Origin of the sequence: Bacillus sp. OV166 (assembly GCF_900177675.1) — a bacterium.
Lineage (GTDB): Bacteria > Bacillota > Bacilli > Bacillales > Cytobacillaceae > Neobacillus.
This window is the reverse complement of record NZ_FXWM01000001.1, coordinates 6,402,518-6,418,354: the sequence shown is the minus strand read 5'-3', so window position 1 is coordinate 6,418,354 and position 15,837 is coordinate 6,402,518. Positions and strand designations below refer to the sequence as shown.

The following is a 15,837-nucleotide window of genomic DNA, read 5'->3' as shown; positions in this document are numbered from 1 at the left end:
AGAATCGGATGATTTTTTATCATAAATTTCTGCAAATCTTTCTATCTACTCTTTTATTATTGACAATGTTCCCAATGAAGAACCACGCGGAAACCGCTACTAGCGGCAGTACGATATCCGGCGTGATTAGTGAAGATCGAGTGTTGACAAAAGACGGCTCGCCCTATTATCAAACGGGTATGATAGAAATTAATTCGGGAGTAACCCTTACGATGGAGCCGGGGGTCGAGTTGATTGGTCAAAATGGGTCATGGATTTCTGTGCGCGGCCAATTGAAGGCGGTTGGGACCGAGCAAGAACGCATCCGTTTGCAGGATGTGTATGTACAAGGCAGTAATTTTGAGGGAAGTTTTGTTCAGATTGAATATGCGGACCATTATCGTCAATCAAGGTACAATGGCGGGTTTCTTGTGACGACGATTGGCAAAAATGCCATCCTTCGCCATAACCAATACAAAAATGGCTCGATTTCTATTTCCTCATCAAAATTGAACTCATCTATTGAATATAACTTTTTTAGTGAAAAGGCGGACTTAAGTGTTGCGAATGGACCAGGGGAAATTTTTGTTAAAAATAATACCTTTATGAATCCAATCGACTCTTATAATGATCTGACTGTAAGAGGTGACTATGGGGACGGCGGGATTCCCAATATCCACATGAACCAAAATAATTTCTTTGGATGGCCACACACCAAAGTGATCGTGCAGGTCTCAGGGTATAATCGACTGCTCTTTGATGCGAATGATAATTATTGGGGTGTAACCGATCCACTTCGAATCGAGCGCGGAATTACGGACGGGAACGATAACAGTAACTTTTTGGGTAAGTTAGACATTGGTACAGTTGCTTATAAACCGTTTGAAAACGGCCACCCAATTGGTACGCTAGAAAAGCCGTTTGTTGAAAAATTAAGTGACCGGGATACATTGGTGAGTGGCATTACTGACCGGGATAGTCAGGTGGAAGTTTACCAGGGAACCGAGAAAATTGGCGAAGGACCATCTGGCACAGATGGGAGCTTCCAGATTCCAATTCCTCCGCAAAAAAGTGGAGTGGAGCTAACGATCAAATCGACGGATAGTTACAACCGGGTAAGTCCAGAGACCGTTGTCACAGTTGGGGATGAAACCCCGCCAGAGGCGCCTGTTGTCGATGCAGTGACCGAGCATTCTCAAGTAATCACCGGTAAAGCCGAGCCGTTTTCGACGGTCGAGGCCAAAGCAACTATTTCCCTTGGAAAAATCGAGGCAGATGAACAGGGCCATTTTTCGATCGCGATTGAAAAACAGACAGCAGGAACGATGATTCAGATCACCGCCACGGATGTAGCCGGGAACATCAGTCCAGCTGCGACAGCCATAGTGGCGGACATAACAGCGCCCGCCGCACCGCAGTTAAATCAAGACTCGATCACAGACCAGACGGATTACATTAGTGGATACGCAGAAAAAGGGGCGCTCATTAGCGTGATGTCAGGACAAACCATCCTCGGTTCATGCTATGTGCCTTCAGATTATTTTTCGATTATTTTTGAGAGGCAACCAGCAGGAACGGAAATCGAAGTTAGGATAGAAGATGCCTCCAAGAATAAAGGGGAATCGATTTACTTTACTGTAAAAGATGTAACCCCTCCATCGCTGAAACTTTCGTTGGACACTCCAAATACAGTGACAACGGAGGAAATAACCGGCGTGGCAGAAGCAGGAGCTCATATTTCGATTTTTAATGAGGACGTCTTGATTGCCGAGGGAGATGCCAACCCAGTTGATGGTCTTTTTAAGATTCCGATTGGCAAGCAAAGATCAGGTACTTACCTGCGCGTGATCGCTACGGATGCTGTGAATAATGTCAGCCCACCTGTATTTGTTACAGTGAAGGACATAACCCCGCCACCTATTAAGATAAATACGGTGACAAATAGAACAACTCAAATCACAGGTGTAACCGAAGCCGGCTCCTCTGTGTCGATTGCCATGGTTGGCCATACTTATTTCGGTTATGCGGATTCTGACGGGAAATTTTCCTTTCAGATTACCCCGCCAACTCCTGGTGCAACTTTTTACGTGACTATAGTGGATGCCGCGACAAATCAAAGTTTACAAAAGTTCGTGGTCGTTAAAGTGCCGCCCAATAGCCCGACGGTGAACCCTGTTACCAATAAAGCGACCACAGTGACGGGTGTAACGGTAAAATCTGCTGTGGTTACGGTAAAAGCAGGAGCATCCTCCTATAAAGGCAATGCCGATGCCAATGGAAAGTTTACGGTGGCAATTCCTGCCCAAAACAGCGGCACGGTCTTAAGCGTAACTGCGACGGATGCAGGGGGAACGAGCTTACCAAAGACACTACAGGTAACGAGAATTGCCCCTAACATCCCAGTGGTCAATGCCGTTAACAACAAATCAGCATGGGTTACGGGCAAGACTGAAAAGTATGCGATTATGACTGTTCAAATTGGTAGTAAGTACTATAATGGGAAAGCTGATAGCGTCGGTAATTTCAAGGTGGGTATCCCGATCCAAAACAGCGGGACATCCCTTAAAATTACAGCAAAGGATGCAGCTGGGAAGATAAGCAATCCAAAATCACTCACGGTCGCACGTGTGGCCCCTAATCTGCCTGTTGTGAATGCTGTCAAGTATACCGCAACCTCAGTTACTGGAAAAACAGAAAAGCTAGCCGTCGTGAAAGTGTGGATTGGTAAGAGGATGTATTGGGCAAAGGCCAATAGTTATGGGAGCTTTAAAGTAAACATCCCGAGGCAAAAACGAGGAACTTCTTTTTCTGTAACGGCAACGGATGCAAAAGGATTAACCAGTGCCGCCCGAACGGTAAAAGTATATTAAACTTTAGGATAGTAAAGTGGGAAAGGGGCTGATGGATGCCCCTTTTTTTCGTTAGGTTACTTCAGTGGTGGGAAGGGAAGGCTTCCACTGATAACGCTCCAGATCAATGACTCCGTTTAGACCGATCTCCACGCCTTCTGCCTCTAACGACAGCCTTTGCTCATTGTAGGACTCGTCATCTTGGAGGGCGATTTGCCCCTTAGCGTTGATGACGCGGTGCCAGGGGAGGCGGTGCTTCTTGCTCATGGAATGGAGGGCGCGGACGACTTGGCGGGCAGCACGGGGGCTTCCAGCGAGCCCTGCGATCTGACCATAAGTCGCAACCTTGCCTTCAGGGATATTTCGAATAATTTCTATCACATTTTCCGTAAAAGGTGTCATCGTGCTCGTCCTTTCAAAACGTACATATCAAAAAGGTATCAAAAATATAATAAATTGAACAATCCTTTTTGTAAAAAATTGCCCCAAATCATATTAAGTACGGGCTTTTGAATCTTATAATTAGCCCTCATTCCAATAATTATCGCCATTTTTGAATAATTTTCTCTCGACAAATTTCTCGGGAAATAAATGCTAAGAACGTGATATTTCCAGCCAAAAACCCTTATATCATGCGATTATGGACGATTCTCCACGATTGTCGAAAATAAGTAAGAAGTCCAATTTTCAAAAAACTATGGAATAACATCTTGTCCCGATTGAGTATTTATAGCATAATCCCGTATCCAAGCTAATAAAATGATTACAAACCTTTACAAAGAGAGTGTTTGAGGTGAAGAGTCGTTTGAAATTAGCGGATATTCAGTCGGGGACATGATTATTCATCGTATAGTCAGAAGGTAAATTACTTTCTGCCGTCTGGTGCCTGACACTCATCAACGGAAGTGTCCTCCATTGGTGGACAAATGTCTTTTAATGGTGCCTGACACCAAAATAGTAACACCAAAATAGTAAAACCAAAATGGTGATACCAAAATGGCACCAAAAATGACACCACCATGACACCAAAATTGATGACACCAAAACAGACACCAGAACGGAAGCAGAATTCGTCGAAGTGATAAGCGGGTCTCATTTCACACTACTCACATCCAATTTAGGGAGGGCGAGAGTGTGCACGATTACATCAAAGAGAGAACTATCAAGATTGGAAAGTATATCGTGGAGACGAGGAAAACGGTTCGCGTGATTGCGAAGGAGTTTGGCGTATCCAAAAGTACAGTCCATAAGGATCTAACTGAGAGACTTCCTGAGATTAATCCAGAGCTGGCAAATGAGGTTAAAGGTATTCTAGATTATCATAAATCGATCCGTCATCTCCGGGGGGGAGAGGCAACGAAAATGAAATATCAAAAAGAAGAAAAGGAAGGCGAAACTGTAAAATAGATCTCAATTTCCGAATCATTCAAGCTGAGAAAACAAAAAATTTCAAGAGCATTCTCTAGAATTCCTTAACTCGACATCCTTCTGCAAAATATACCATCTTTTATTTTCTAAAAGTATGGAAATTTTAATGAGTATGGTACAATATACAATTAGGAAAAGTATGTGGATACCGTTTTAAGGAGGAAAGAAAAGAGAATGTTTGCAAGAGATATTGGGATTGATTTAGGTACGGCTAACGTGTTAATTCACGTCAAGGGCCGTGGAATCGTATTAAATGAGCCGTCCGTAGTGGCAATTGACAAAAATACAAATCGCGTACTTGCTGTTGGTGAAGAAGCCCGCCGCATGGTTGGTCGGACACCTGGGAACATTGTAGCGATCCGCCCATTAAAAGATGGCGTGATCGCTGACTTTGATGTGACAGAAGCAATGTTAAAGCATTTTATTAATAAGTTAAACGTAAAAGGCTTTCTATCGAAGCCGCGCATTCTGATTTGCTGCCCAACGAATATTACAAGCGTTGAGCAAAAGGCAATCAAAGAAGCTGCTGAAAAAAGCGGCGGGAAAAAGATTTACTTAGAAGAAGAACCAAAGGTAGCTGCAATTGGTGCGGGAATGGACATTTTCCAACCGAGCGGAAACATGGTAGTGGACATCGGTGGAGGAACGACGGATGTGGCTGTTCTTTCAATGGGCGATATCGTGACTTCCTCCTCCATCAAAATGGCCGGCGACAAGTTCGACATGGAAATCCTCAACTACATCAAGCGCGAGTACAAACTGTTAATCGGTGAGCGCACAGCTGAAAATATTAAAATCAACATCGGGACAGTTTTCCCAGGATCACGCTCGGAAGAAATGGAAATCCGCGGCCGTGACATGGTTAGCGGCCTGCCGCGTACCATCTCTGTTCGTTCGGAAGAAATCGAAGGCTCCTTGCGTGAATCAGTGGCCGTGATCGTTCAGGCAGCAAAAAGCGTTCTTGAGCGCACACCGCCGGAACTATCGGCTGACATCATTGACCGTGGTGTGATTTTAACGGGTGGCGGAGCATTACTGCACGGCATCGACATGCTGCTAGCGGATGAATTAAAGGTTCCAGTCCTTGTCGCAGAAAATCCAATGGATTGTGTGGCAATTGGAACAGGAATTATGCTAGATAACATCGACAAAATTCCAAATCGGAAGTTTGGATGATTTTCCCTGAAAAATTGTTCTTTGCCTGTGAGTGGAAATTGGATAAACAGTTAATCACTTTGGTCCATTCTAGGTTTGCTGTTGTATGACATCATACCTTGGATACAAAAAGTCTAATGAAGCAGGCAGGACAAGCCTCGATCATTGGGCTTTTTTATTTGGGTTCGGGGGAATAATTTTGCAATAATACACCTTAAAAAACAAAGAAAGCGACAAAAATTGAGCTATTTCTACGTTTATTGACTATTTCCTGTAAAAAGTTGATGAGTATTTTCAATTTATTTTTTATAATAGAGGTAATGAATTGGAAAAATTATTTTTTTAAAATTATAAATTGAATGACTCAGCAACATGAGTTGAACACAATTAATGGTTATAATATGTACTAACTCACTGAATCCGGGGTCAACCATGCCAGATAAAAACAAATGGACGGCTTCAGTTAAAGGGGAATTAAGGAATGTCAGTAAATAATTCAAACCATGAACAATATAGAACGAGAGAAGATTACAAGCACGCTAAAGCCGAAGAGCTGCAAAGGAAAAAGGACGTAGAGAAACAGGCCAGGGATGAGGTGCGGCAAATAAAGGACGCAGAGAAACAGGCCAAGGATGAGGCGCGGCAAATAAAGGACGCGGAGAAACGGGCCAAGGACGAGGCGCGGCAAATAAAGGACGCAGAGAAACAGGCCAAGGACGAAGCACAACAAACGAAGGTCGTAGAGAAACAAGCGCCAACAAAGATTGTTGAGATACTAGTCAAGAACGTAGCAGGTAGACTAAAGGGGTTAAAAAAACCAACCTTGAGTATCGCAAGAAAAACTCAGGATGCGGGTCAACAGGCAAAAACCAAACAGCTGCGTCAGAAAAGCGAGACGCCAGGGGTCAAAGAAACGAAAACCAGCCCAACTCGTGAGGCCCAAAGGTCCAAGGAGTCAAACACCACGAACAGCGCCGGTAAGAATGCGGAGACAGAACCTGTTTCGTACCAACTTATCAGAATACGGCTCATTCCGATTTGGCTGCGGCTCGTTCTATTAGTAGTAATGGCCATCTTCTGTGTGACGGCAGGCGCTGTTGTCGGTTACGGCCTGCTTGGCGGCGGAAAAGTGGCAGAAGTTTTCCAAGAATCCACTTGGACACATATAATTGATTTAGTTCAAAAAGGAAAATAAATGGAGGAAGGGACGTAAATCCCTTCCTTTTTGTATACCTTAAGTAGTAGAATAGGAAATAGACACTTGTTACTAGTAGGAGGTACTAAAAAATGCTCGATATCGAACAAATCAAAGAAATCATTCCACATCGCTACCCATTTTTGTTGGTCGATCGAATTTTAGAAGTGGAAGAAGGAAAAAGCGCCGTTGGGATTAAAAACGTCAGCGCCAATGAAGAATTTTTCAACGGACATTTCCCAGATTATCCAGTGATGCCTGGTGTGTTAATCGTGGAAGCACTGGCACAGGTTGGGGCTGTCGCTATGTTGAAAAAAGAAGAAAACCGCGGCCGCTTAGCCTTTTTTGCAGGAATTGATGGCTGTCGTTTTAAAAAGCAAGTCAAGCCAGGCGACCAGCTTCGTCTTGAAGTGGAAATCGTACGCTTGCGCGGACCAATCGGCAAAGGGAAAGCCGTTGCAACCGTTGACGGCGAAGTTGCCTGCGAAGCGGAAATCACATTTGCGTTAGGCAAGAAAAAAGAATAAACAAATGAAAGCGACCGGAGGATTCTGGTCGCTTTTTCGTATGCTATTATGTGGGCGCGCAAAAACATAGAAGCAGCAATGACCTTCAAAACATTTTTGTAAAAAAATGCTTGCTATCATTTGAAAGACGTCGGGAACCCTAAAAACAGACCAATAAAAGATAGGTCAAATTATGTTTGGAAGGGGTACAATGATTTTGAAAAAAAAGTTATTTCTTTTGCTCTCAGGATCGATCTTATCTGCTGTCGTGTTAACAGGCTGTAATAACGACAATGATGACCAAAATCCACCACCACCGGCTGTAAATAATCCAGCAGACGTGAATAATCGAACAGATTTGAACAACCGAACAGATCTGAATAATCCAAATGGTATTAAATACGATGATGACAACATCGATTTAGACAACAGGAACAACCATTATCCAAACACAGAGGACAAAAATACCGATACCGACAAAGATCCAATTAAGGATAGCAACACCAAAAAAGAAGAAATAATCGAAGATGATATTGACAGGAATGACGCAGACAATAAAGATGAATAAGTAAAAAAAAGGGACTGGCATCTGCCTGTCCCTTTGCTTCTATTTTATTTCGTTTTTTACTTTTAGTTTCGGTTTGCTTTTTATTTTATCCCTAAATTCGGTAAGCAGCGCAGGACCCTCAAGCCCTTTTTGGAGGAGACTTTCGAGCAGTAGTTCGGAGTAATCGCTTTTGTTGCGGCGAATGCTGCCTTCGAACAAAACGCTGATATGCTTTTCGAATTTAGTCAATGAACAAATTTTTGTTTGAAAATAAGCTGGAGCATTTTCCTTCTTGGTAATGACAGCTTCGACAATAATGTCGCGGTCTTGCTCGGAAATTTTTTTGAAATAATCATAGAGGGACAAATCTGTATACGCCTCAAGCAGCCATGTCGAGCGCTCGTCTTCCTTATTAAGAATCAAGCCATCCACCAACGGAACTTCAACTGAAGCATCATCTTCGACCACATCTAAAGAGTACAATTTAAAAGATTTCATCACAACCTCCTGATTTCTTTTTCCTAAATTATAACATAGGTTCGCTTAAAGCAAATGTCGAATAATATTTGTCGAAATTTCAAAGATCCATTTTCCTGCAAAAAAGGCCCTTCATTTTTGACAAAAACCCCCAAGAAAAACCGATTATCCTGCAATGATCAGCCTCGATAACTTCCTTTTCCTTGTTTTACAACCATCAGTCAACGGGCTATGCTAGGACCATCAAACAAAAAGGAGATGAAAAAATGATCAATCAAGTCACATTGGTTGGCAGATTGACGCGGGACCCGGAATTAAAAGAGACAACAGAAGGGACACAAGTGTCTCATATCACTTTAGCAGTGACTCGTCACTATCGCAATCAAAACGGCGAAATTGAAGCAGATTTCGTTCAATGCACACTTTGGCGGAAAGCGGCAGAAAATACATGCAAGTATTGCCGTAAAGGTTCAGTCGTTGGGATCACCGGGAGATTGCAAACCCGGAACTACGATAACAAAGAGGGGAAAAGGGTGTATGTGACCGAGGTAATCGCCGAAACAGTCCGCTTCCTAAGCTCGAAGCCGCATGAAGCAGCGCCTGAGCCAAAAAAGGAGGAAATGACGATTGGGGTCTAACAATGAAATGGCCAGCAACCTCGAGCAATTACTGGAAAGCTTAATTAAGATGGTGGGAAATGCCAACAAAAACGTCGACAGCCTCCAAAGGCGCGTCTGCCAATTAGAATGGGCCATTAAGGAACAACAACATGAAATCAAGGAAAGAGACAACCTCATCAGAGTTTACTCCTCGAATCCACACGATTCTTCACAAAACATTCCTTTTCGTTTTTGAGTGATATTCAAAAAAATACGCCTTGGTTGCATCATGTTCAAGCTGCCAGGCGAATATTTTAAAAAAATATCCCCGCAACCGCCTATTTAAATAGAAAATCAAACACAGCTCCGTGTTTATCTCCATTTTTCCGGCAGGTAATTGCCGGAATTTTTTTGTTGCCTACAGGTATAAAAATAATTAATCAGGATAAACTATAAAAAAAACCCCCCTGTTTTTTTAAAAAAGAAGCCGCTGAACTCGTCAGCGGCTTCTTTGATGTTTATACGTTTGTAAACTGCTTAAGCAGGAAAACCTTTTTCTTAAAACTTATCCTTATGATGCTTACTCACTTTAATCTGGCTGATAAATGAATCAATGTAAAAAGCCTTCCGCTTGGGTGGCATGAGATAAAGCTCTAATAAGGCCATTTTAAAATCAGCTTCTTTCTGAAGAAACTGGTTAATAATGAGCAGATCGTGATCGTCGCTGGTTTCCTTCGCGATGAATCCGGACCCCTCCGTTTTAGGCAGCAGCTGATCGAGCTCCTCCACCAAATATTCCATATCGACCTGGTAAATTTCCGCAAATCGAACAACCGTCTGATATTTGGGAATACTTCTACCCGTTTCGTAGCGACTTACTGTGGACCGATCCATCCTCAACATGTCGGCAAGCGTTTGCTGGGACCAGTTTCGGTTATCGCGCAATTTCCTTAATTTTTCCGATAAAGACATCTAATTCACCGCCATTAAAACAATTCATGGTTTTAACTTAACGGGAAAACAGAACATTAAGTTTGAATGTGTGAATTATTTGTGAAAAAAATGCACGATGTCGACAGAATATGTGCTGGCGGAAAATCGCAATAAAGGAAATTGGAAATTATCGTCGAATAATGATAGTTGGTGTAAATAATTGTAATATTGGGAGGTTCTTATATTTGTGGAAAAAAACTTAATCATATTTATTGGTAAGCAAAACAACAACCAAAAAGTCGAAATCAAAAGTAAACCCAGTTTTTTCGATGCATTACAACTTTCTACCCAGTCGCCCCATACAACAGGAGATATTCCATACCAATCCATCCCGTTTTATAAAAAAGCAATCATTCCCATTCAAATCAATAATTCCAATATTCAAATCAGCTACCACCGTCACCGTCATTCGCTACAAATAGTTAAAGAAGATATCGATCTAACAGAAAAAGAAGTGTTCGAGCTCCTCAATCATTTTGCTATAAAAGAAGATAACAAGGTTTCCTTTTTAGCCGTATTCCCGAATAGTAAAAGAAGACTTAAAGGAGCGAGAAAAGCATCCATTCGCGCGGAGAGCAGGGAGTTGAAGGAAGAAGAGCGATAAATGTGTATTTAATATGAGGTGCGCAAAAACGAACGGAGAAGAGTGGATGCACTGGCAACATAGAAAAGGTTCCGAAGATATATTCGAGACCTTTTCTTGCGTTTGCCCATTAAAATGCCAGGCGCCCAGCCTGGCTCAGGTAACTGCTCACCCAGGTGCCTGACACCAAAAAATTCCAACGCCAAAAATCCCCACCCACAACTGACATTCCACCGCAAAAAGAGGACACTGTTATGACACAGAATTGACACTTTCACGTGTAATATGACAAAAAGTGATGTACTTTTAATATTTCTGTAACATTACTGGTACATTTATCTGGTATAAATAGAGTACTAAGGAGAGGAGAAAGCGTATGCAAACGACAAAAAAGCGTATCATTCTCGTGTTACTTACAATCATGCTATCAGTAACGGGGTCTATGGTTACATATGCACAAACAAGCAGTGAAGCCCTACATAATGCCAAGCAACAGCTGGAGCAGAAACAAAGAATAGTAGAGCAAAAAGCCCAAGAAAAGCAGACTGTTAATCAAGAGATAGAAAAAATTCAACAAGAATTGAACTCTCTTTACAGCGATATTACAAGGAACAAAGAAACAATGGCAAAAACGCAACAAAAAATAGACGCAACAAATCAACTCATTGAAAAAAAGAAACAAGAAATCGTCGTCCTAGAAGATAAAATCCTTGCACGTAAAGGGATTATGAAGCAACGGGCCGTCGCACTTCAACAAAATGATAACGTCAATGTAATGATCAACCTATTCTTCGAGTCTGATAGTATCTCAGAATTTATCCAACGCGCGAGCGCCGTTTCGGCCCTGATGGATGCGGATAAAGATATCTTAGGTGCCCAGAAGGAAGACCTTCAAAAGATTGAAAATGATAAAAAAGAGATTGATAGACAAGAACAAATTTTATTAAAAGACCAAGAGAATCTTGAGAATCAACAAGCTCTACTTGATCAAAACATGCAAAAACGACAACAAACCTTAACCGTTATGCAACAAAAATACAGTCAAATCCTTAAACAAATGGCGCTAGCCGAACAGGAAAAAGCCGGCGTTGAGTCACAAATGAAGGATATTCAAGCGAAAATCAAAAAAGAACAAGATGAGGCCAAAGCACGTACAACTGCAAAAACAACAAAAGCAGCGCCATCATCATCAGCAGAAAACATCACAACAACAGCAGCAGCAACAACAAGTGGTAAGGAGATGTATGTTACCGCAACAGCATACAGCCCGGAAGAGTCCGGTTCCATTACCGCGCTCGGCTACAACATTCGTAAAAATCCGAATATGAAATTGATTGCCGTCGACCCTAGAGTCATTCCACTTGGTAAAAAAGTCTGGGTAGAAGGTTATGGCGTTGCCATCGCAGGTGACACAGGCGGCGCAATTAAGGGCCATAAAATCGACGTATTAGTGCCAAATAGAGCAAAAGCATTACAATGGGGTAGAAAGACCGTGAAAGTTATCGTTTTAAACTAATTCCGGCAATAATCTCAGCCATCAAAAAAGATCTAACAGCTAAATGTTAGGTCTTTTTTTTGAAATAAGATTTATATCGACCTCTGAACAACATAGGCTGGCTAATGGCTAAGCTAGCAGCAGCGGCAATCACATGGTCCAAGGCAGTTTGCTCTTTAATAAATCCGGGGAAATCCAAAAATTTTGATCCATGTCCACATTGCTGATTTTGTTATTATGAAATAAAATATATTCATAATGTCATAAATTAGAAGAGTGAGATAGGGATGGGGAACGATGATTGAATTAAAGCTGCGTTCGATTTTAAAGCAAATTAAAAGTGAAAGTCCGCAAAAAAGACTGGAGGCATTTCAACAGCTTTCTGAATATAAGCATCAAGAAGGACTCGAGGTTCAAATCGATGTATTAATGGATATGATCAAGACCGCTGCGTCAAAATTTCCAGAGCGTGTAGATAATTGGGACAACCCATCATTTTATCTCATTGACTTTGTCTGTGATTTTCCGATGCCGGAAGTGGTGGAGGGACTCCTAAAGCATTTCGACGGTCTGGATGTACAGGCAAAAGAGCGGGCTATTGAAACGTTGCTAACAACTGAAGATGAAGAGATATTCTACGTGCTCGAGGAAAAAATAATCGGGTTAATCCAGACAGAGGATTTCTTTATTCCAGTTAAAGACCTAGAACCGTATCCGATGCTGATCAAGGGAATCCTTGATAAAACACTCGAGCATCTAAATACCAAACACTATAAATTCATGCTGTATGATTTGTTATTATCGCTAAACTCTTCCGGCTTAGAACAAGGCTATAAAAAGGAGGTAATCCTCCAGACCTTGCTCGAAGATTATCAGGCAGAGAAACAAGCTTACTTGAAATATGATCCCGATTTTACTAGCAAATATGTGTACACGGCATGGAAGGATAGCTATTTTGTCCTTCGTTCGAGAATGCGATTGTTTATTAGCTTAATGGAATATTATTATTCAACAGACATGGGCGCCGAGCTAGAGCAGGCGATGTCTTTCCGTGATCCTTTTATTAAAACAGAAGCGCTGATCATATCCATCGCCAAAAACCTTCCATATAATCAAAACACACTAGTAGAGGTTTCAAATCAAATTGAAAGTGCAGAAATGGTTTATTGGGAATTGAAGGAAAGAAATCTGGAACATCTGTATCCAATCACTAAAGAAAAGCAGCCCCATTTGGCGAAATCCAGGCTTTTTTCGACAATTATCAACCTGCCAGAGGAAGAAGAAGGAGTCATCCGCTTTCCTGAAGACATTCAGATCATCGATAAAATCGATACAGAAAACACCTATGGCCAGCCGATCCGCTATTACTTATTGAGTTTCTTGCATATCGGGACCCGATATGCTGGCTGGGCAGGCGGCTATACGCTCGAGGATGGCGACGATACGGCCGAACTATGGGACGGCAGCTACGCTGATTTTGTCGAATTTGATACAGTAAGCATCGAAGAACACAAAGCCGCTTTTTTCAATAAAAGAGCAGAGGAAAAACAAGAACATGAAACCAGTGTCTATTTTGAAAGTTCACCACGGCTCAGCAAAGGCGCCTGGTTCTTTCTCGGCCTCGCGGTTGTTAACTGGATTAGAGAGGCTGTCGGAGGATTTTCAGAAGACTCGATTCCTTACTTGATTGTACTAACCGTTATCGGCGGTGCTGTGTGTCTATATGAACTTACAAGAAATAAGAAAAGAGCCATCCAAGTCGTCGGCCAGCAGCTTGTGATGAAGGACGGATCCAAACAGCATGAGATCGGAATACACGAAATCAAAAAGGTTGAATACAACAAAAAGCATGTTCTCGTCTACGACAAGAAAAACGAACTTGCGTTTAAATTCCCGCTCCGCTGGGTCCGATACGACCTGTTTTACGTTCACATGATGGAGCATACCGACCATCTAAAAGACCGGCCATTTATACAATCATAAAAAGCTTGCCTAAGTCGTATAAAATCTCTATAAAAAAGGAGCGTAAAATGAAAAAAGTTACTCTATTAATTTTATTTTCACTAACGCTCCTTTCATTCTATATCGTTACCAAACAGGTGAACAATCCTTCGGGGTCCAGTGTGAAGAATTATGGGGCAAAAGGTGATGGATTAACCGATGATACAAAATCTTTCCAAAAGGCAATCGATACCGTTGCAAAAAATGGCGGGGGCGATGTGAACATACCTGCTGGAGCCTATATTTTGCAGCCGATTTTTGTAAAATCAAATGTGAATCTAGTGGGCGAGAATCGCGATACGGTTACTCTAAAGCTTTCCAATACCGCAAATGACCAAAAACAAACACGATTAGTTAATGTGAATGAAGTCAAAAATGTCCAAATCAGAAATCTCACCATCGATGGCAATTACGAAAATCACACCGATGGCATCGAACATATGCACACGATCTTTATTTGGGATAGCAACAATATCGTAATCGACAATAACAGGCTCCAAAATGCTGTTGGCGACGGGATTTCTGCCTCCGGATCAACAAAAGCAAGCAACCATGTGACAATTTCCAACAACATCATCCTAAATAACCATCGTTCCAACATTGTGGTCGAGCAAGTAAACCATATTAAGATATTTAATAACATGAGTAAATCATCCGTCGGTCGTCCAGCTCTGCATTTCGAACCTTGGGAAAAAATAAACCTATATGATGCGAAAATTTACCATAACACATTTGAAACGAACGCAAGCGATACCTATACCATCCAAATAGAAGGAACGAAGGGAGCGGGGAATTATTATCATGATATAGAGTTTTATGATAACAAGGTAAAAGGCAGAAATGGAAAGTTCATGATCAAAGAAACAAAGGATGCCAAAATCCACGATAATACATTCTTAGTGCAAGAAATGTATGTATGGTTTAAAAACGCTGGTCTGGGGATTTCTAACAATACGATCGATACTCAGAATGGAATGGTCATCGAGGGACATTTAGGAGCTTCCGTTGGGACAAACATAACCAATAATAACGTAACAACCACTGGTAATGGGATAACCATTAAAACTAGTGCAAAAAATACAGTATTCACAGGAAACACAATTACCGGAACAGGTAAAGGTAAAGCCGTTTATTTATGGGCAAAAGGTCCCGATATTAAAAACACATCATTTGAAAAGAACACCTTCAATACATTCAAACGTGGGATTGAAACAGCCTCCTATAAACGTTTTATCATCGATGGGCTAACTATTAAAGGCAACACATTTGAAAACATAAAAGGGAAATCAGTTAACACAACAAGAGAGTCTAGTCGGAAGGTTACCGTTGGAGAGAACAAATATAATAACGCAGGGGCAATATATGTAGAAAAATAAACCTGTGCATGAGTAAACCATGATAGGTGCCTGACACCGGAAAACACTATTGGCAGTGGACGTAGATCACAAACGGTGCCTGACACCGGAAAACACTATTGGCAGTGGACGTAGATCACAAATGGTGCCTGACACCAAAAACAATATTGTCACAAGACCCATATCACTAATGGTGCCTGACACCAATAAAAACCATCTATTTCAAATGATCATTCAATACATTGTCCTCCAGGACAGAAAACTTATCCCCGTAGACCCTCGTAATATGATTCTCGCCCCATGTACAAAGCGAATTAAGAATCCCCTCCAAGCTCCGACCGTACTCACTTAGCTCATACTCAACCTTCGGCGGAATCTGATTATAAATAATCCGATTAATCACGCCATCCTCCTCCAACTCTCGCAGCTGCTGCGTCAGCATCTTCTGCGTAATATTCGGCATCAACCGCTTCAATTCACTCGTCCGCTTTTTCCCATGCGTCAAATGGCAGAGAATTACACACTTCCATTTCCCCCCAATCACCTCAAGCGTCGCTTCCACCGATATATTGTATTTCTTCTTCTCCATTACACATCTTCCTCCTCATTCATACAGGCACCGAAAAGTACCTACCGCACCAAAAGGTACCTATATCACTTTAAAGTGCGTACTTC

The 15,837-nt window shown here is 41.9% G+C and carries 17 protein-coding genes; 12 read left to right on the top strand and 5 right to left on the bottom strand.

Features of this window, described 5'->3' with window-relative positions; genetic code table 11:
* Nucleotides 1-8: 8 nt before the first annotated feature.
* Entirely contained in the window at nucleotides 9-2,849 is a 2,841-nt protein-coding gene (locus tag CCK98_RS31350) for an Ig-like domain-containing protein (RefSeq protein ID WP_088090150.1), read from the top strand.
* A 51-nt stretch (nucleotides 2,850-2,900) separates the two neighbouring features.
* Here CCK98_RS31350 and CCK98_RS31345 read toward each other — a convergent pair whose 3' ends face one another.
* Nucleotides 2,901-3,230 (bottom strand): MGMT family protein, encoded by a 330-nt coding sequence (locus CCK98_RS31345; protein WP_088090149.1) that lies wholly within the window; start codon nucleotides 3,228-3,230, stop codon nucleotides 2,901-2,903.
* A gap of 463 nt (nucleotides 3,231-3,693) precedes the next feature.
* The gene (locus tag CCK98_RS35025) at nucleotides 3,694-3,924 is read right to left on the bottom strand and encodes a hypothetical protein (RefSeq protein ID WP_142292218.1); all 231 of its coding nucleotides are present in this window, start codon (nucleotides 3,922-3,924) and stop codon (nucleotides 3,694-3,696) included.
* 38 nt (nucleotides 3,925-3,962) lie between these two features.
* Between CCK98_RS35025 and spoIIID the strand changes: the two genes are divergently transcribed.
* From spoIIID to CCK98_RS31320, 5 genes are all read left to right on the top strand, one after another.
* Nucleotides 3,963-4,235 carry a sporulation transcriptional regulator SpoIIID gene (spoIIID, locus tag CCK98_RS31340; protein ID WP_088090148.1) on the top strand — a complete coding sequence of 91 codons (273 nt, stop codon included), beginning with the start codon at nucleotides 3,963-3,965 and terminating at the stop codon, nucleotides 4,233-4,235.
* 195 nt (nucleotides 4,236-4,430) lie between these two features.
* Nucleotides 4,431-5,432 carry a rod shape-determining protein gene (locus CCK98_RS31335; protein ID WP_088090147.1) on the top strand — a complete coding sequence of 334 codons (1,002 nt, stop codon included), beginning with the start codon at nucleotides 4,431-4,433 and terminating at the stop codon, nucleotides 5,430-5,432.
* Nucleotides 5,433-5,892: 460 nt separating this feature from the next.
* Entirely contained in the window at nucleotides 5,893-6,606 is a 714-nt protein-coding gene (locus CCK98_RS35020; RefSeq protein WP_142292217.1) for a DNA-directed RNA polymerase subunit beta, read from the top strand.
* Between the two features lie 92 nt (nucleotides 6,607-6,698).
* Entirely contained in the window at nucleotides 6,699-7,133 is a 435-nt protein-coding gene (gene fabZ / locus CCK98_RS31325; protein WP_088090146.1) for a 3-hydroxyacyl-ACP dehydratase FabZ, read from the top strand.
* Between the two features lie 196 nt (nucleotides 7,134-7,329).
* Nucleotides 7,330-7,680 (top strand): hypothetical protein, encoded by a 351-nt coding sequence (locus tag CCK98_RS31320; protein ID WP_142292216.1) that lies wholly within the window; start codon nucleotides 7,330-7,332, stop codon nucleotides 7,678-7,680.
* A gap of 39 nt (nucleotides 7,681-7,719) precedes the next feature.
* Here the strand turns inward: CCK98_RS31320 and CCK98_RS31315 are convergent, their stop codons facing one another.
* Complete coding sequence (locus tag CCK98_RS31315) at nucleotides 7,720-8,157, bottom strand: YwpF family protein (RefSeq protein WP_088090144.1); 438 nt, start codon at nucleotides 8,155-8,157, stop codon at nucleotides 7,720-7,722.
* A gap of 245 nt (nucleotides 8,158-8,402) precedes the next feature.
* Between CCK98_RS31315 and ssb the strand changes: the two genes are divergently transcribed.
* Both ssb and CCK98_RS31305 read left to right on the top strand, forming a co-directional pair.
* A complete protein-coding gene (ssb, locus tag CCK98_RS31310) occupies nucleotides 8,403-8,774 on the top strand; it encodes a single-stranded DNA-binding protein (RefSeq protein ID WP_088090143.1) in 372 nt (123 codons plus the stop codon).
* Entirely contained in the window at nucleotides 8,764-8,991 is a 228-nt protein-coding gene (locus CCK98_RS31305; protein ID WP_088090142.1) for a hypothetical protein, read from the top strand. The genes ssb and CCK98_RS31305 overlap by 11 nt, the downstream gene beginning before the upstream one ends.
* Before the next feature lie 302 nt (nucleotides 8,992-9,293).
* Here the strand turns inward: CCK98_RS31305 and CCK98_RS31300 are convergent, their stop codons facing one another.
* On the bottom strand, nucleotides 9,294-9,707 hold the full coding sequence (locus tag CCK98_RS31300) for a helix-turn-helix domain-containing protein (RefSeq protein WP_088090141.1): 414 nt from the start codon (nucleotides 9,705-9,707) through the stop codon (nucleotides 9,294-9,296).
* Nucleotides 9,708-9,915: 208 nt separating this feature from the next.
* Between CCK98_RS31300 and CCK98_RS31295 the strand changes: the two genes are divergently transcribed.
* The 4 genes from CCK98_RS31295 (at nucleotide 9,916) to CCK98_RS31280 (ending at nucleotide 15,183) form a co-directional block, all read left to right on the top strand.
* Nucleotides 9,916-10,332, top strand: coding sequence for a hypothetical protein (locus CCK98_RS31295; protein WP_088090140.1), 417 nt, complete (start codon nucleotides 9,916-9,918; stop codon nucleotides 10,330-10,332).
* Nucleotides 10,333-10,687: 355 nt separating this feature from the next.
* Nucleotides 10,688-11,827, top strand: a complete 1,140-nt coding sequence (locus CCK98_RS31290; RefSeq protein ID WP_088090139.1) for a 3D domain-containing protein — start codon at nucleotides 10,688-10,690, stop codon at nucleotides 11,825-11,827.
* A gap of 276 nt (nucleotides 11,828-12,103) precedes the next feature.
* Nucleotides 12,104-13,789, top strand: coding sequence for a hypothetical protein (locus CCK98_RS31285; RefSeq protein ID WP_088090138.1), 1,686 nt, complete (start codon nucleotides 12,104-12,106; stop codon nucleotides 13,787-13,789).
* A gap of 47 nt (nucleotides 13,790-13,836) precedes the next feature.
* Nucleotides 13,837-15,183 carry a right-handed parallel beta-helix repeat-containing protein gene (locus CCK98_RS31280; RefSeq protein WP_088090137.1) on the top strand — a complete coding sequence of 449 codons (1,347 nt, stop codon included), beginning with the start codon at nucleotides 13,837-13,839 and terminating at the stop codon, nucleotides 15,181-15,183.
* 196 nt (nucleotides 15,184-15,379) lie between these two features.
* Here the strand turns inward: CCK98_RS31280 and CCK98_RS31275 are convergent, their stop codons facing one another.
* Nucleotides 15,380-15,751, bottom strand: a complete 372-nt coding sequence (locus CCK98_RS31275; protein ID WP_088090136.1) for a helix-turn-helix domain-containing protein — start codon at nucleotides 15,749-15,751, stop codon at nucleotides 15,380-15,382.
* Between the last annotated feature and the right edge of the window lie 86 nt (nucleotides 15,752-15,837).

Excerpts from the sequence above, each read along its gene's own strand:
- CCK98_RS31335 (WP_088090147.1), top strand. The coding sequence starts at position 4,431 with ATGTTTGCAAGAGATATTGGGATTGATTTAGGTACGGCTAACGTGTTA.
- CCK98_RS31290 (WP_088090139.1), top strand. The coding sequence starts at position 10,688 with ATGCAAACGACAAAAAAGCGTATCATTCTCGTGTTACTTACAATCATG.
- CCK98_RS31280 (WP_088090137.1), top strand. The coding sequence starts at position 13,837 with ATGAAAAAAGTTACTCTATTAATTTTATTTTCACTAACGCTCCTTTCA.
- CCK98_RS31285 (WP_088090138.1), top strand. The coding sequence starts at position 12,104 with ATGATTGAATTAAAGCTGCGTTCGATTTTAAAGCAAATTAAAAGTGAA.
- CCK98_RS31315 (WP_088090144.1), bottom strand. The coding sequence starts at position 8,157 with ATGAAATCTTTTAAATTGTACTCTTTAGATGTGGTCGAAGATGATGCT.
- CCK98_RS31350 (WP_088090150.1), top strand. The coding sequence starts at position 9 with ATGATTTTTTATCATAAATTTCTGCAAATCTTTCTATCTACTCTTTTA.
- fabZ (WP_088090146.1), top strand. The coding sequence starts at position 6,699 with ATGCTCGATATCGAACAAATCAAAGAAATCATTCCACATCGCTACCCA.
- CCK98_RS35025 (WP_142292218.1), bottom strand. The coding sequence starts at position 3,924 with ATGAGACCCGCTTATCACTTCGACGAATTCTGCTTCCGTTCTGGTGTC.
- CCK98_RS31275 (WP_088090136.1), bottom strand. The coding sequence starts at position 15,751 with ATGGAGAAGAAGAAATACAATATATCGGTGGAAGCGACGCTTGAGGTG.
- CCK98_RS31345 (WP_088090149.1), bottom strand. The coding sequence starts at position 3,230 with ATGACACCTTTTACGGAAAATGTGATAGAAATTATTCGAAATATCCCT.
- CCK98_RS31300 (WP_088090141.1), bottom strand. The coding sequence starts at position 9,707 with ATGTCTTTATCGGAAAAATTAAGGAAATTGCGCGATAACCGAAACTGG.
- ssb (WP_088090143.1), top strand. The coding sequence starts at position 8,403 with ATGATCAATCAAGTCACATTGGTTGGCAGATTGACGCGGGACCCGGAA.
- CCK98_RS35020 (WP_142292217.1), top strand. The coding sequence starts at position 5,893 with ATGTCAGTAAATAATTCAAACCATGAACAATATAGAACGAGAGAAGAT.